Source organism: Streptomyces sp. Edi2 (assembly GCF_040253635.1).
Classification (GTDB): Bacteria; Actinomycetota; Actinomycetes; order Streptomycetales; family Streptomycetaceae; genus Streptomyces.
This window is the reverse complement of sequence record NZ_JBEJGX010000003.1, coordinates 6,639,711-6,655,188: the sequence shown is the minus strand read 5'-3', so window position 1 is coordinate 6,655,188 and position 15,478 is coordinate 6,639,711. Positions and strand designations below refer to the sequence as shown.

The following is a 15,478-nucleotide window of genomic DNA, read 5'->3' as shown; positions in this document are numbered from 1 at the left end:
CCGATAGCCTCACCGGTCACAGCTTCCGTGCGTGCCCATGAGTGAGGATCAGCCGTGCCCCTGCCCTTCCTGACGGCCGACCGCGACCTCGATCCCGACACCCGTGCCGAGGATGCGGCCGCGCTCGCGCATGACGAGCCCGACCACTGGCGCCGTCCCTACCGCCCCGGACCGTGGCGGGTAGGGGCGGCGGCGGTGTTTTTGCTGCTCGCCTCGTTCGTGCTGATCTCCGCACTGGTCATCGCGATGGCCGGCTCGCTGCCCGGCGCCGCGGCCTGTGCGGTGGTGGGGGCAGCGATGATCACCCTGGCCCTGCGGCTGTTGCGGGTCGGGGTATGGGTCAGTGCGCAAGGCCTGCGGCAGGTGAATCTGCTGCGTACGACGACCGAGCCGTGGAGCGCGGTCGCCTCCGTGCGGACGCGCCAGCAGCCGGTGCGCTGGCTGGGGCTGCCGCGGACGGTGCAGGGACAGTCGCTGATCATCGAGCGGACGCAGGGCGAACCGCTGCGGTCCCTGCTCACCGACCACAACGGTGACTTTCTGTCCCGCCCGGAGGCGTTCGAGCGGGCCGCGGATGTGCTGGAGACCTGGGCGGCGGAGTACCGCGCCTGAGGTCCGGCGCGGCGGGCCCGCCCGCCGCGCCGGCTCCGTGGAAGACCTCGCAGAACCGCCGGATCCGGCCCCGTGAGGACCGGATCCGTCCGTCCCTGAGCGCCCGTACCCGCCCTACGCGGCCGGTACGGGCTTGTCGTCGTGCAGGGCGATGGCGCGCTGCATTGCCTTCCGGGCGCGCGGGGTGTCCCGGGCGTCGTGGTAGGCGACCGCGAGCCGGAACCACGCACGCCAGTCGCCGGGTGCGTCCTCCGTCTCGGCCTGCCGCCGGGCGAAGACCGCGTCGGCGGCGTCCCGGTCGACCCGGCCGCCGGGGGTCCGGGCCGGCTCGTCGGCCGGCAGGCCGCCCTCGGCCTCCAGGGCGTGCGCCAGCCGGTGGGCGTCGCGTGCGAAGCGGGTGTTGTGCCGGAGGAACCAGGCGCCGATGAACGGCAGCACGAAGGCCACCGCGCCCATGCCCATGGCAGCCGGCTCGCCGGTCATCAGGAGGAGTACCCCCTCCAGCCCCACCACCCCGAAGACGAGGACCAGCACGGTGGCGAGGAAGAAGTACGTGATCTTTCCACCCATACCCGTCAGCCCAGGTCGAGGAAGTTTTCCAGGCCCACGGTCAGGCCCGGAGTGGTGACCACGCGGCGCACACCGAGCAGGATGCCCGGCATGAAGCTGCTGTGGTGGAGGGAGTCGTGGCGGATGGTGAGGGTTTCGCCCTCCCCGCCGAGAAGTACCTCCTGGTGGGCCAGCAGACCGCGCAGCCGTACGGAGTGCACGGGGATGCCGTCCACGTCCGCGCCACGGGCGCCGTCCAGCGCGGTGGTGGTGGCGTCCGGCTGCGGGGCGCAGCCGGCCTCTTCCCGGGCCGCGGCGATCAGCTGGGCGGTGCGGGCGGCGGTGCCGGACGGGGCGTCCGCCTTCTTCGGGTGGTGCAGCTCGACGATCTCGGCCGATTCGAAGAAGCGGGCCGCCTGCTGTGCGAACCGCATGGTCAGCACCGCGCCGATGGAGAAGTTCGGGGCGATGAGCACGCCCGCCCCGGGCGAGGCGGCGAGCGAGGTGCGCAGCTGCGCAAGGCGCTCATCGGTCCAGCCCGTCGTCCCGACCACCGCGTGGATGCCGTGCCGCACACAGAAGTCGAGGTTGCCCATCACGGCACCGGGGTTGGTCAGCTCGACCACGACCTGGGCGCCGGTCTCGACCAGCGTCTCCAGCTTGTCGCCGCGGCCGAGCCCGGCCACCAGCTCCATGTCGTCGGCGGCCTCGACGGCCCGTACGGCCTCGGAGCCGATGCGTCCCTGGGCTCCCAGTACGGCCACGCGCAGCTTGCTCATCGTTTCCCGTCTCTCTCTCGGTGGTGTCGCGGGGGCCTAGGCGACGATGTCGTCCAGCCGGGCCGCCTGCCGGTCCTTCAGGGGGCCGATGACGGACAGCGAGGGCCGGGTGCCCAGCACCTCGCGGGCCACCTCGCGCACCTCGTCCGGGGTGACGGCCGCGATCCGCGTCAGCATCTCGTCGACCGACATCTGTTCGCCCCAGCACAGCTCACTCTTGCCGAGGCGGTGCATCAGCGCTCCGCTGTCCTCCAGGCCGAGGACGGTGGACCCGCGCAGCTGTCCGATCGCGCGGCGGATCTCGTCGTCGGTGAGGCCGTGGGAGGCCACCTGGTCGAGTTCGTCGCGGCAGATCTTGAGGACGTCCTGCACCTGGCTGGGGCGGCAGCCGGCGTAGACGCCGAAGAGCCCGCAGTCGGCGAAGCCGGAGGTGTACGAGTACACGCTGTAGGCCAGGCCGCGCTTCTCGCGGACCTCCTGGAAGAGGCGCGAGCTCATCCCGCCGCCCAGGGCGGTGTTCAGTACGCCCATCGCCCAGCGCCGGTCGTCGGTGCGCGCCAGCCCGGGCATCCCGAGGATCACATGGGCCTGCTCGGTCTTGCGGTTGAGCAGTTCGACGCGGCCGGTGGCCTTGATGGCGCGGGTACCCGAGCGCGGCGCGATCGGGGCGGCGTCCGTACGGTCCAGGGCCCCGGCCTGCTCGAAGGCGCGGCGGACCAGGCGGACGACCTTGGCGTGGTCGATGTTGCCGGCGGCCGTGACGACGAGGTGCGTGGGGTCGTAGTGCTTCTTGTAGAAGCGGCGGATGCGCTCGGGGGTGAGGGCGTTGACGGTGTCGACGGTGCCCAGGACCGGGCGGCCGAGCGGGGTGTCACCGAGCATGGTGTGCGCGAACAGGTCGTGCACGCAGTCGCCCGGGTCGTCCTCGGTCATCGCGATCTCTTCGAGGATGACCCCGCGCTCGGCGTCCACGTCCTCGGCCTCGACCAGCGAGCCGGTGAGCATGTCGCACACCACGTCGATGGCGAGCGGCAGATCGGTGTCCAGCACCCGCGCGTAGTAGCAGGTGTACTCCTTCGCGGTGAAGGCGTTCATCTCGCCGCCGACCTCGTCGATCGCGGCGGAGATGTCCAGGGCGCTGCGCCGCTCGGTGCCCTTGAAGAGCAGGTGCTCGAGGTAGTGCGTGGCGCCGTTGAGCGAGGGGGTCTCGTCGCGGGAGCCGACGTGCGCCCAGATGCCGAAGGTGACGGAGCGGACCGTGGGCAGCGTCTCGGTGACGATCCGCAGACCGCCGGGGAGGGTGGTCCGGCGGACCGTGCCGGCGCCCGCGGTGCCCTTGAGAAGCGTTTGGGTACGGGCGACGGCCCGCCCCTCCGAAGAGGTGCGGGCCGTCGTCGCGTGCGTACGGGACGTCACTTGGCGGCGTCGTCCTTCGTGTCCGCGTCCGCGTCCTCTTCCTCGATCACGGGGATCAGGGAGAGCTTGCCGCGCTGGTCGATCTCGGCGATCTCGACCTGGACCTTGGCGCCCACGCCGAGCACGTCCTCGACGTTCTCCACGCGCTTGCCACCGGCGAGCTTGCGGATCTGCGAGATGTGCAGCAGGCCGTCCTTGCCCGGGAGCAGGGAGACGAACGCACCGAACGTGGTGGTCTTGACGACCGTGCCCAGGTAGCGCTCGCCGACCTCCGGCATGGTCGGGTTGGCGATGCCGTTGATCGTGGCGCGGGCGGCCTCGGCGGCCGGACCGTCGGCGGCACCGATGTAGATCGTGCCGTCGTCCTCGATCGTGATGTCGGCGCCGGTGTCCTCCTGGATCTGGTTGATCATCTTGCCCTTGGGGCCGATGACCTCACCGATCTTGTCCACCGGGATCTTGACGGTGATGATCCGCGGGGCGTTCGGGGACATCTCGTCCGGAACGTCGATGGCCTCGTTCATGACGTCCAGGATGTGCAGACGCGCGTCACGGGCCTGCTTCAGCGCGGCGGCCAGGACCGAGGCGGGGATGCCGTCGAGCTTGGTGTCGAGCTGCAGCGCGGTCACGAACTGCTTGGTGCCGGCGACCTTGAAGTCCATGTCGCCGAAGGCGTCCTCCGCACCGAGGATGTCGGTGAGGGCGACGTAGTGGGTCTGGCCGTCGATCTCCTGGGAGATCAGGCCCATGGCGATACCGGCGACCGGGGCCTTGAGGGGCACACCGGCGTTCAGCAGCGACATGGTCGAGGCGCAGACCGAGCCCATGGACGTCGAGCCGTTGGAGCCCAGCGCCTCGGAGACCTGGCGGATCGCGTAGGGGAACTCCTCGCGGGTCGGCAGCACCGGCACGATGGCGCGCTCGGCGAGCGCACCGTGGCCGATCTCGCGGCGCTTGGGCGCACCCACGCGGCCGGTCTCACCGACGGAGTACGGCGGGAAGTTGTAGTTGTGCATGTAGCGCTTGCGGGTCACCGGGGAGAGGGTGTCCAGCTGCTGCTCCATGCGGAGCATGTTGAGGGTGGTGACGCCCAGAATCTGGGTCTCGCCACGCTCGAACAGCGCGGAACCGTGCACCCGCGGGATGGCCTCGACCTCGGCGGCGAGCGTACGGATGTCCGTGACGCCGCGGCCGTCGATGCGCTTCTTCTCCTTGATGACGCGCTCGCGGACCAGGCTCTTGGTCAGCGAACGGTACGCGGCGGAGATCTCCTTCTCGCGGCCCTCGAACTGCGGGAGCAGCTTCTCGGCGGCGACGGCCTTGAGGCGGTCCAGCTCGGCCTCGCGCTCCTGCTTGCCGGCGATGGTCAGCGCCTGGGAGAGCTCGCCCTTGACCGCGGCGGTGAGCGCCTCCAGGACGTCGTCCTGGTAGTCGAGGAAGACCGGGAACTCACCGACGGGCTTGGCGGCCTTGGCGGCGAGGTCCGACTGGGCCTTGCACAGGACCTTGATGAAGGGCTTGGCGGCCTCGAGACCGGCGGCGACGACCTCTTCGGTCGGGGCCTCGGCGCCGTCCTTGACCAGCTGGATGGTCTTCTCGGTGGCCTCGGCCTCGACCATCATGATCGCGACGTCGCCGTCCGGGAGGACGCGGCCGGCCACGACCATGTCGAAGACGGCGTCCTCGAGCTCGGTGTGGGTCGGGAACGCCACCCACTGGCCGTTGATCAGCGCGACGCGGGTGCCGCCGACCGGGCCGGAGAAGGGCAGGCCGGCGAGCTGCGTGGAGCAGGAGGCGGCGTTGATGGCGACCACGTCGTAGAGGTGGTCGGGGTTGAGCGCCATGATCGTCTCGACGATCTGGATCTCGTTGCGCAGGCCCTTCTTGAAGGAGGGGCGCAGCGGCCGGTCGATCAGCCGGCAGGTGAGGATGGCGTCCTCGGAGGGACGGCCCTCACGGCGGAAGAAGGAACCGGGGATCTTCCCGGCTGCGTACATCCGCTCCTCGACGTCGACGGTCAGCGGGAAGAAGTCCAGCTGGTCCTTCGGCGTCTTGGAAGCGGAGGTGGCCGACAGCACCATGGTGTCGTCGTCCAGGTACGCCACGGCGGAGCCGGCGGCCTGCTTGGCCAGGCGGCCCGTCTCGAAGCGGATGGTGCGGGTGCCGAAGGAACCGTTGTCGATCACGGCTTCGGCGTAGTGGGTCTCGTTCTCCACCAGGAATATCTCCTCGTCTGCGTCCGCTGCCCGTGTGGCAGCGGACCTTCTTCGGTGGAGCGCCGGTGCGGGCCGGTCTTCGATCGAAGCACCCGGAGTGATGACACATGGTGTTCATGGATCGTCCGGGGGCCACTACCGAGGACCGGCGGCCAGGAGGCGCTCCTACCGCGTTCAGTTTTGCGATACGGCACCAGACTACAAAGGTTCCGTCCACCATGAGGTGGCGCCGGTGTCCGGTGCGTATGGCAAAGGGAGCGGCCCCTGGTAGGAACCGCTCCCTCTACGGCGTCTTACTTGGCGCCCGCCGCGCCGCGGCGGATGCCCAGGCGCTCGACCAGCGCACGGAAGCGCGTGATGTCCTTCTTCGCCAGGTACTGCAGCAGGCGGCGGCGCTGGCCGACGAGCAGCAGCAGACCACGGCGGGAGTGGTGGTCGTGCTTGTGGGTCTTGAGGTGCTCGGTCAGGTCCGAGATCCGGCGGGAGAGCATCGCGACCTGGACCTCGGGGGAGCCGGTGTCACCCTCCTTGGTGGCGAACTCGGTCATGATCTGCTTCTTCGTAGCGGCGTCGAGCGACACGCGGTACTCCTCTTGGGTTCCGCCCGGTGAGCGTCCCTGGTTGACATCACAGGGAATCTTGGATGACTCGTCCGGGCCGTCACACAGCGTACCAGTTGAAAACGGCCCCCCGACCGGCTGGTCGGGGGGCCGCTGAGCAGGCCGGTGAGCGGGGGCCTCAGCTGCTGGTGAGGCCGCGCACCTTGCCGTACACGTCCAGGACCGCCAGGCACAGCGGCACCAGGGAGAGCAGGACCAGGCCGTCGAAGATGTCGAAGATCCGGCCCCAGAAGGGGGTGACACCCTTCTGGGGGACGATCAGGCCGACGCTGACCAGGAGGGCGGCGCCCGCCGCGATGCTGCCGGAGAACCAGACGGTGTGGATGTTCAGCGGACCGGCGTCCTGGTAACGGGCCAGATCGACGAACATCTCCGTCGGCGGGTTCAGCGCGATGCCCAGGATGAGCAGGACGACCGTGAGGATGCCGGCGATGGTCAGGCAGGCGACCTGCGCGGTGTAGTCGAAGAGCCGGGCCCGGAGCATGATCGTGATGCCGGCGGCCAGCGCGAGCAGCTGGGCCCACACGTTGTCCGAGAAGCCGAGGACCACACCGGCCGAGCCGACGGTCAGGGCGGCGCAGCCGGCGACGAGGCCGAGCAGCAGCTCGTGACCGCGCTTGGCCTGGTTGCCGATCTTGACGAAGTCGACGGACTCGGTCTCGCCGCCGTTGTCGTAGGAGCCCTTGGCGATCTGGTCGGGCGACTTGTAGCCGATGGGCAGCCGGGCGAAGCGTGCGGAGAGGCCGGGCAGCCAGGCGACCAGGGCGATGGAGACGACGGCGGTGACGGCGGCGACCTCACTGGGCGCGGCGTCGGTGAGGATCGCGGCGAAGACCGCGAGGGTGCCCGTGGCGGCCAGGAACGCGGCGGCGACGAAGGGGGCGTCACCGCGCGGCAGCATGACCACCAGCAGCGCGGAGGCGATCAGTACGGTCACACAGCCGACGAGGAGGTGCAGCCGGCCGGGGTCGGCGCCGGGGTCGACGGGGAAGATGCCGGAGCCGGCGAGCAGGAGGTGCGGCAGCGAGGCCAGGCCCAGCGCGATGGAGGAGCCGTGGTCGTCGTAGACACGGGCGCGGACGCCGGACAGCGCGACCAGCACGATGCCGACGACACCGGCGATGATGCCGGGCAGGCGGTGCATGTCGCGGTGCTCGGGCTCGGAGACCCACAGGGCGAACGCCATCATGACGAGCAGCAGCACACCCGCGGTGAGGCCGACGACGCGCATGAGGTCGTCGCTCCAGCGGCTGCGGTTGCGCTTGACCGCGGAGGCGACGGCGTCGGAGACATCGTCGAAGACCGGGAGCGGCAGCGACTCGGCGAACGGCTTCAGAAGAAGAAGGTCGCCGTCGAGAATCTGCTGCTGCGCCAGCGACTGTCCGGCGTCAAGAACCGTGCCGTCGCGGCGTACTAGGTGATAGCCGGTCGGAGCGCCCTCCGCCTGCGACTGACCGGAGAGCCTCAGAATCTCCGGATAAATGTCGACGAGTGCGACGTCCTCCGGCAGAGCCACGTCAATCCGTGCATCCGGCGCGGCGACTGTGACCCGGCAAAAGCCGGTGCCAGTGCTCGTGCTCACCTGGCGGTTCCCCCTATCCGTTGGGCGTTTTGTCGCGTCACGCGCCCTATATAGAGAGCCGTCACTTCGGGGCTGTGGGCACGCTCGCGAGGCGTCAGCGTACCGTCCAATTCGACGGTCGCCCCACCCACCCCGAGACTTGACGGTTGACAGTAGGATCAACGCCTGGTTCGGGCCAAGCACTTGGTCCGGGGGGACCGTCGAATCCAACGGGGGCGGTCCGAGTCTGCGAGATGCATGAAGGACTGATGCCTCGGTGAGCGTTGTCATCGTCAAGCGCCCGCCCCGCGCGCTGCCACCCGAAGTTCCCTCCGAGGAGGTGACACTCGAGGCACCCCCGGAGCTTCCGCGTGAGGGCGAATCAGAAAACATGCTGATGACCCTTATGCCCATGATGGGTATGGCGTCTTCGGCGGGATTCTTGTTCATGGGCAACCAGCCGTTCATGAAAATCATGGGCGGCTTTATGGTGGCGTCCACCCTGGCAATGGCGATCGTGCAGATCGTCAAAGCCCGCCAAGGGCCTTCCGGGCAAATGCTCCAGGAACGCCAGGATTACCTCAAGTACCTTACGCAGAAGCGGAAAGAGGTACGCCGCACCGCGCGCAAGCAGCGGGACGCGCAGCTGTTCACCCACCCCGACCCGAGCCAGTTGTGGTCGATCGTGGCCGAGGGCAAACGCGTATGGGAGCGCCGGGCGGGCGATCCGGACTTCGGGCAGGTACGGCTGGGGCTGGGGCCGCAGCAGCTGGCCACTCCCCTGCGGGCTCCGGAGACCGCTCCGGTCGACGAGCTGGAACCGCTCACCGCGCATGCGATGAAGGAATTCCTCGACAAGCACGGGCAGCTGGACGATCTGCCGCTAGCGGTCTCGCTGCGCGCCTTCTACCACCTGACCGTCTCCGGCGACCCGGACACGGTCTACGGCGCCTCGCGCGCCATCGTCGCCCAGCTGTGCACCCTGCACTCGCCCGAGGACCTGGTGGTGGCCGTTGTCGCCGCGCCCGGTGCGCAGGCGGAGTGGGAGTGGACCAAGTGGCTGCCGCAGGTGCAGGACAAGACGACGGACGGCGCGGGCAACCGCCGGCTGGTCGTCGGTGACCTCGGTGAGATCGAGGAGCTGCTGGCGGACGAGCTGGAGGGCCGCGGCCGGTTCAACCCGCAGGGCACTCCGGTGACCGACACCCCGCATGTGCTGGTCGTGCTGGACGGCGGCGACGTGCCGATGGATTCGGTGATCGCCGGGGCCGAGGGCCTGCAGGGCGTCACCATCCTGGAGGTCGTCCCGGGCGATCTGGACGAGATCCGCGGTGGCCTGGCCGTCCAGGTGTGGCCGGACAAGCTGGTGCTGGAGTCGGCCGGCGGCGCGGTCTACCACGGTGTCTGCGACACCCTGTCGATCGCCGAGTCGGAGGCGCTGGCGCGCCAGCTGGCCCCGCTGCGGGCGGGCTCCGGCGCGGACGGCGAGGAGCCGCTGCTGTCGAACCTGGACTTCACCGATCTGCTCAACCTCGGTGACGCCGGTTCCGTCGATGTGTCGCGTACCTGGCGGCCGCGCACGCTCCACGAGCGGCTGCGGGTGCCGATCGGTGTCGACAAGGACGGCCAGCCCGTCATGCTCGACATCAAGGAGGCCTCGCAGGAGGGCATGGGCCCGCACGGCCTGTGTGTCGGTGCGACCGGTTCCGGTAAGTCCGAGGTGCTGCGCACCCTGGTGCTGGCGCTCGCGGTCACCCACTCCTCGGAGACCCTCAACTTCATCCTCGCGGACTTCAAGGGTGGCGCCACCTTCACCGGTATGTCGGAGATGCCGCACGTCGCGGCCGTCATCACCAACCTCGGTGAGGACGTCACGCTGATCGACCGCATGCGCGACTCGATCACCGGTGAACTCCAGCGCCGTCAGGAGCTGCTGCGCTCGGCGGGCAACTACGCCAACATCACCGACTACGAGAAGGCGCGTGCCGCGGGTGCCCCGCTGGACCCGCTGCCCTCGCTGGTGATGGTGCTCGACGAGTTCTCCGAGCTGCTGACCGCCAAGCCCGACTTCATCGACATGTTCATCCAGATCGGCCGTATCGGCCGGTCGATGGGTGTGCACATGCTGCTCGCCTCGCAGCGCCTGGAAGAGGGCAAGCTGCGCGGCCTGGACACCTTCCTGTCCTACCGGCTGGGTCTGCGGACCTTCTCCGCGGCGGAGTCGCGGACCGCGATCGGTGTGCCGGACGCCTACCACCTGCCGAACGTCCCGGGTTCCGGCATCCTCAAGTACGACACCGAGACGATGGTCCAGTTCAAGGCCGCGTATGTCTCGGGCCCGTACCGCGGTCCCGGTGCCGGCGGCGGCGGGGGCGGCAGCCGGACGAACCGGCTGCCGGTGCCGTTCACGGCGGCCCCGGTCGTCGAGCAGATCATCGAGGACCCCACGCCGGTCGCGGCGGCCGAGCCGGAGCAGGACGACGCGCTGGCCGACACCGTGCTCGACGTCATCGTCCAGCGCATGCAGGGCCAGGGCCCGCCGGCGCACCAGGTGTGGCTGCCGCCGCTGGACGAGGCGCCGACCGTCAACCAGCTGCTGCCGACGCTCGCGGTCACGCCCGAACGGGGTGTGCACGCGCCGGAGTACACCGCGCTCGGCAAGCTCGTGGTGCCGGTGGCGCTGGTGGACAAGCCGTTCGAGCAGCGGCGTGACGTGATGTACCTGGACTTCTCCGCCGGTGCCGGTCACGGCCTGGTCGTGGGTGGTCCGCAGTCCGGCAAGTCCACGCTGATCCGGTCCGCCATCGCCTCGTTCGCGCTCACCCACACCCCGTCCGAGGTGCAGTTCTACTGCCTCGACTTCGGTGGCGGCGGCATGCTGGCCATGGAGGGCCTGCCGCACGTCGGCGGTGTCGCCTCGCGTCTGGACGCGGAGAAGGTGCGCCGTACGGTCTCCGAGGTCGTCGGCATCCTCAACGAGCGGGAGGAGTTCTTCCGCGCCAACGGCATCGACTCGATCAGCACCTACCGCCAGCGGCGGGCCTCGGGCGCCTACCCCGACCAGAAGTGGGGCGACGTCTTCCTGGTCATCGACGGCTGGGGGACGTTCAAGACCGACTACGAGCAGATGGACCCGGTGATCCTGGACATCGCCGCCCGTGGTCTCGGTTTCGGTGTCCACCTGATCATTGCCGGTGCGCGCTACACCGAGGTGCGGCCCGCGCTGCGCGACCAGCTCCTCAACCGCGTCGAGCTGCGCCTGGGCGACCCGATGGAGTCGGAGTTCGACCGCAAGCGCGCGGAGAACGTCCCGATGGGCAAGCCCGGCCGCGGTATGTCCCCCGAGAAGCTCGACTTCCTGGCGGCGCTGCCGCGGCTGGACGGGATGAGCGACCCGGAGACGCTGAGCGAGGGCATCGCCAACCTGGTGTCGACGGTCAGCGAGCACTGGCAGGGCGAGCCCGCCCCCGCGGTGCGGATGCTCCCGACGATGCTGCACGTCAACGAGCTGCCCAAGGGCAACGACTACCCGGATCACGGCATCGCGATCGGTGTCGACGAGACCACGCTCTCGCCGGCGTTCATCGACTTCGAGACCGACCCGCTGCTGGTCATCTACGGCGAGAGCGAGTCCGGAAAGTCCTCGCTGCTGCGCCTGCTGACCAAGCAGATCGCCGAGCGCTACCCGTCCGACAAGGCACTGATGGTGGTCTCCGACTACCGTCGTGCGCTGCTCGGCGAGGTCCCCGAGAGCCATCTGTACAAGTACTGCGCCGCGGGGCCGCAGTTGCAGGAGGTCATCACCGGCCTCGCCGGTTCGCTGGGCCGGCGGATGCCGGGCCCGGACGTCACGCCGGAGCAGCTGCGCAACCGCAGCTGGTACGACCTGCCGGACGCGTTCGTGATCGTGGACGACTACGACCTGGTGGCGACCAGCAGCGGCAACCCGCTGCAGCCGCTGCTGGAGTACCTGCCGTTCGCCCGTGACCTGGGTCTGCGTCTGATCATCGCGCGCAGCTCCTCGGGCGCCGGACGCTCCTCGTTCGAGCCGGTGATGCAGCGGACGAAGGAGCTCGGTGCGCAGGGTCTGATCCTGTCCGCCGACCCGTCCGAGGGCCCGCTGATGGGCAACGTCAAGGGCCAGAGCCTGACTCCGGGACGGGCCACGTTCATCACGCGTAAGCGGGGTGCGCAGCTGGTCCAGACGGGCTGGCTGCCGGCGAACAGCCGCTGAGCGGTCCGTACGCCCTCACGGCGGTGGGGCGCCTCTCTTGGGAGGGGCGCCCCACCGCTGTTTTGTGTGTGCGTCCGGTGTGCCTGGTGCGTCTGGTGTGCCCGCGCTGTACGTGCGTGCCGGGCGTTCCGGACGTGCCCGGCCGGGTGCGTCAGCCGAAGGCCCCGTGCCGGGTGATGTCGGGTGCGGGGCCGCCGGACGCGGCGGGGGCCTGGGGTTCGGGGGCGGTGGCGGTCGCGGTCGCGACTGGGGCGGCGGGCGCCGCGGCCCGGCCGGCGGGCTCGGTGGTGGGGGCTGCCGCTTCCTTCTTCTGCGGCCGGGCCTTCAGGTCCCGTTCACAGCCCGGCGCCGGATCCGGATCCGTCCCGGGCAGCCCGCTCCGTACGCCCTTGGCGACGCCCTCGCCGCCCCGCCCCGTGGCCCCGCCGCCTTGCTCCGGGCCGAACGGGTCGGGCCCCTGCGCCGCCGAGGAGGTGGCCCATTCGTGCCGTACGGACGGCCGCGAGCCCTGGCCGCCACCACCGCTCCTGCCGAACGCGCCGCCGAGGCCATTGGCGAGCTGGCCGAGCGCCATGAAGCCGTAGGCGATCTCGGGGCCGGACGACGACTGCGCGCCATCGGCGGAGTGGTGCACCGGTGGTGCGCCGTGGTCCTTCTCGCCCCGGTCGTCGGCGGGCTGCGCGGCGGCCGTCTCCAGGTCGGCGGCGGCCAGTTCGAAGACCGGAACGGAATCGTCCACGGACCGCTTGAGGCGGTGCCACTCCCCCGCGAACGCCTCTCCGGCCGGGCCGTGCCAGTTGGCGGCTGCCGCGGTGCCGACGTGCCGGTCCAGATCGCGGACGAGGCCGTCGAGGTGCTTGCCCATCTCCCGCCAGCCGGCCGCCGCTTCCCGCAGGGCCTCGGGGTTGCCTCGCTCGCTCACTGGACGCTCCGCATCATCTCGGCCAGCTCTTCCTCGGCCGCCTGCGCATTCGCGGCGGTCTCCTTGATCCCTCTGCCGACCTCCGCGAGGCGCTGCTGCAGCTGGACGAGCGCCTGCTCGGCCTGCTCGTACCGCTCGCGGTGGGGCCGGGCCGCCTCGTCGCTGCCGAATCCGTCCCGCAGGGCCTCGGCATCCGCCCGCCGCCTGAATGCGGCAAGCTGCCGGCTCAGTTCTTCCGCGCGTATCTCGAAGGTCGCACCGAGTCCCTGCAACTCCTCGGTGCTGAGCCGGACTTCATCGGACATCATTTCTCCCCGTATTGCATGACGGCTGCCTGCCGCCATCGTTTCAGGTCTAGCACACCGGCAATAGGCCCGAAGCCCTCTGCACAGCGGGCGGGCGGAAAACCACGGAATTCGGCATGCCGCAATATCCGGCAATACCGACAACCCCCGCCTTGACGTCCCGTTCACACCCGTCATTAGACTTCGGCACGCCGGTGCCGCACTCGCGGCCTGTGCCATCACGTTCAAGGGGGCAGACATGAGCAATGAGCGGCAGATCCAGGACGAAGACCTGATGGACGTCGCCCAGGATCCCGAGCAGGCGCACCGGCTGCGCAAGGCGCTGAAGGTCCTGGCGGACAACCCCAACGTCGGCGGCAAGCTCCAGGAGATGGCCAAGGAGGTGCTCTCCGGGCGCATCGGCATGAAGGACGCCATCGCGACGCCGGGGTACATGGACGCCCTGGGCGACCGGATGAACGAGATCCGGCGGGCCGCGGAGAACCAGACCATGGCCGAGCGCGAGGAGTCCCGCGAGAAGTTCGCCGCGTGGCAGAAGGAGCAGGAGGCCAAGGAGGACGAGGAGCGCGCCGAGCGTGACGGCCCTTCCGGCACCGTCGTGACCGCCCCTCGGCGCGGCGGCCGGAGCGGCGGGCACCGGAACTGACCGGTGAGCACCGCGGGGCGGTCCGCGGTGCTTGCCTCTCGCCTCTCATCGCCTCTCGCCGAAATCCATTCACACAGCACGGAATCCGCTACGGAAGAAAGCAGATCCACCGCGTCATCATTCGGACGGATCTGCTTTCTTTCCGCACACGGTGATCTCGTTTTCTCCACATCAGGCCCTGGGAGCAACTCACTTCACTCTCCCCTCGCCCGTCTTCGGTGACGATCGCAGCACACCGGCCCCCGCCTGCCGGTTTCAGTTCCGGCACAGCCGCCCCCGCGCCATCCTCCGCGTGCGGCACGGATCATAAGATCGAGCCGGAACACGCAGGAATCCACAAAGGTGGAGGCGGGATTGATCGGGGACGAGGAAGCCATGAGCGCCTCAGGCGAAGGAAAAGCCGCGGCGGCCGGATATGCACCGCATCCGTACGTCGGCGGCCGCACCGCCGTGCTCCGTGCGCTCGCGGCCTGGCGTATGCGGTGGCCGGGCGCGCCGCGCGTCATCGTGCTCACCGGCAACCCGGGCAGCGGACGTTCGCGCCTGGTCACCGGCTTCCTGATGATGTGCGACCCCGGCCACCGCAAGCAGTTGCCGCTGGACGATCTGGACCCGGCGACGGTGCCCCCCGACCTCCCGGAGCCCGCCGTACCGCTCCCCGCGGGGCGCACCGCGGCGCAGCTGTTGTGGCTCATCTCCGATCATTTCGGGCTGAGCGCCGACCGCGACGAGGAGATCTTCACCGAACTCGCCGCTCGTGAAGAGCCGGTGACCCTTGTGGTGCCCGATGTCGACCGTGCCGGTCCGGTACGCGCCGCGAACGAGCCGGCGCGCGTCGTCCGGGATGTCCTCAAACCGCTCGCCGCCACCGAAACGGTGCACCTGCTCGCCGAGGTGCCGCGCGAACTGGCCGCGGAGCTGGCCGGGGCGCTGCCGCCCGGCAAGGCGCAGATCATCGATCTCGACGCGCCCGAGTGGGCCGACCCCAAGGGCTTGGTGCGGCACGCCGAAACCGCGCTCACCCCCGACGCGGGGGCGCCGGAAGTCCCGTACACCACCGATCCGTCGGCCCGCCGGGCGCTCGCCGAAGCCCTCGCCACGCGCGCGGACGGCAACCGGCTGACCCTCCAGCTCGCCGTGCAGTCGCTGATCGTGCAGCCCGCGGGCTTCGACCCGGCGGACCCCTCCCTGCTGCCCGGCAGCGTCGGCGAGGTGCTCGATCTGCATGCGCGCCGGCTGGGCGCCGATCCGCAGACCCTGCGGCTGATGCTGGCGCCGCTGGCGTTCGCCGAGGGCAAGGGGCTGCCCGTCCAGCTGTGGGGTGCGCTGGCGAGCGCCGTCGCCGGACGGGACATGAGCCAGGACCTCGCCGACGGCATGCTGCTGGCCGCGCCGTTCATCGAGCCGGTCGAGCCCTCGCGGGGCGCCGACGGCGACGGGAACGGGGAGGGCGACGGGGACAGGGAGAAGGAGAAGGCAGGGGGAGGGGCGATACCGCGGATGGCGGTGGGGCCGGCCCCAAGGCCGGCGACGGCCGTACGCTGCTGCGCCTGACGCACCCCGGGATCGCCGAGGAGATCCGCTCCGGTCTGCCGGACGTCCGCGACGCCCAGACCAA

General features: G+C 70.2%; 12 protein-coding genes. 4 read left to right on the top strand and 8 right to left on the bottom strand.

Translation table 11 applies throughout. The features are described from left to right. Positions 1-54 precede the first annotated feature (54 nt). Positions 55-612: an SCO5741 family PH domain-containing membrane protein gene (locus ABR737_RS32670; RefSeq protein ID WP_350254442.1), complete on the top strand. Its 558-nt coding sequence runs from the start codon at positions 55-57 to the stop codon at positions 610-612. Positions 613-726: 114 nt separating this feature from the next. On the opposite strand, the gene ABR737_RS32665 is transcribed toward ABR737_RS32670, so the two are convergent. The 6 genes from ABR737_RS32665 to eccD form a co-directional block, all read right to left on the bottom strand. Next, on the bottom strand, positions 727-1,182 hold the full coding sequence (locus ABR737_RS32665) for a tetratricopeptide repeat protein (RefSeq protein ID WP_350254441.1): 456 nt from the start codon (positions 1,180-1,182) through the stop codon (positions 727-729). Between the two features lie 5 nt (positions 1,183-1,187). Then, complete coding sequence (dapB, locus tag ABR737_RS32660) at positions 1,188-1,940, bottom strand: 4-hydroxy-tetrahydrodipicolinate reductase (RefSeq protein WP_350254440.1); 753 nt, start codon at positions 1,938-1,940, stop codon at positions 1,188-1,190. A gap of 36 nt (positions 1,941-1,976) precedes the next feature. Further along, positions 1,977-3,356 carry a M16 family metallopeptidase gene (locus ABR737_RS32655; RefSeq protein ID WP_350254438.1) on the bottom strand — a complete coding sequence of 460 codons (1,380 nt, stop codon included), beginning with the start codon at positions 3,354-3,356 and terminating at the stop codon, positions 1,977-1,979. Then, entirely contained in the window at positions 3,353-5,572 is a 2,220-nt protein-coding gene (locus ABR737_RS32650; RefSeq protein ID WP_350254437.1) for a polyribonucleotide nucleotidyltransferase, read from the bottom strand. Before ABR737_RS32650 ends, ABR737_RS32655 begins: the two co-directional genes overlap by 4 nt. A 293-nt stretch (positions 5,573-5,865) precedes the next feature. Continuing rightward, positions 5,866-6,153 carry a 30S ribosomal protein S15 gene (gene rpsO / locus ABR737_RS32645; protein ID WP_030991941.1) on the bottom strand — a complete coding sequence of 96 codons (288 nt, stop codon included), beginning with the start codon at positions 6,151-6,153 and terminating at the stop codon, positions 5,866-5,868. Positions 6,154-6,310: 157 nt separating this feature from the next. Further along, the gene (eccD, locus tag ABR737_RS32640) at positions 6,311-7,774 is read right to left on the bottom strand and encodes a type VII secretion integral membrane protein EccD (RefSeq protein ID WP_350254436.1); all 1,464 of its coding nucleotides are present in this window, start codon (positions 7,772-7,774) and stop codon (positions 6,311-6,313) included. 256 nt (positions 7,775-8,030) lie between these two features. Here eccD and eccCa point away from each other — a divergent pair, with 256 nt between their 5' ends. After that, entirely contained in the window at positions 8,031-11,987 is a 3,957-nt protein-coding gene (eccCa, locus tag ABR737_RS32635) for a type VII secretion protein EccCa (RefSeq protein WP_350254434.1), read from the top strand. A gap of 151 nt (positions 11,988-12,138) precedes the next feature. Here the strand turns inward: eccCa and ABR737_RS32630 are convergent, their stop codons facing one another. Further along, positions 12,139-12,909, bottom strand: a complete 771-nt coding sequence (locus tag ABR737_RS32630) for a WXG100 family type VII secretion target (RefSeq protein WP_350254432.1) — start codon at positions 12,907-12,909, stop codon at positions 12,139-12,141. Continuing rightward, positions 12,906-13,214 carry a hypothetical protein gene (locus ABR737_RS32625; RefSeq protein WP_350254431.1) on the bottom strand — a complete coding sequence of 103 codons (309 nt, stop codon included), beginning with the start codon at positions 13,212-13,214 and terminating at the stop codon, positions 12,906-12,908. Before ABR737_RS32625 ends, ABR737_RS32630 begins: the two co-directional genes overlap by 4 nt. Positions 13,215-13,452: 238 nt before the next feature. Between ABR737_RS32625 and ABR737_RS32620 the strand changes: the two genes are divergently transcribed. Both ABR737_RS32620 and ABR737_RS32615 read left to right on the top strand, forming a co-directional pair. Further along, positions 13,453-13,860, top strand: coding sequence for a hypothetical protein (locus ABR737_RS32620; protein ID WP_350254430.1), 408 nt, complete (start codon positions 13,453-13,455; stop codon positions 13,858-13,860). 375 nt (positions 13,861-14,235) lie between these two features. Next, positions 14,236-15,414: a hypothetical protein gene (locus ABR737_RS32615; protein ID WP_350254428.1), complete on the top strand. Its 1,179-nt coding sequence runs from the start codon at positions 14,236-14,238 to the stop codon at positions 15,412-15,414. Positions 15,415-15,478: the final 64 nt, after the last annotated feature.

What these genes read in the sequence shown, in the direction of transcription:
- ABR737_RS32665 (WP_350254441.1), bottom strand. Translation starts at nt 1,182, where the DNA reads ATGGGTGGAAAGATCACGTACTTCTTCCTCGCCACCGTGCTGGTCCTC.
- dapB (WP_350254440.1), bottom strand. Translation starts at nt 1,940, where the DNA reads ATGAGCAAGCTGCGCGTGGCCGTACTGGGAGCCCAGGGACGCATCGGC.
- ABR737_RS32625 (WP_350254431.1), bottom strand. Translation starts at nt 13,214, where the DNA reads ATGTCCGATGAAGTCCGGCTCAGCACCGAGGAGTTGCAGGGACTCGGT.
- ABR737_RS32620 (WP_350254430.1), top strand. Translation starts at nt 13,453, where the DNA reads ATGAGCAATGAGCGGCAGATCCAGGACGAAGACCTGATGGACGTCGCC.
- ABR737_RS32615 (WP_350254428.1), top strand. Translation starts at nt 14,236, where the DNA reads ATGAGCGCCTCAGGCGAAGGAAAAGCCGCGGCGGCCGGATATGCACCG.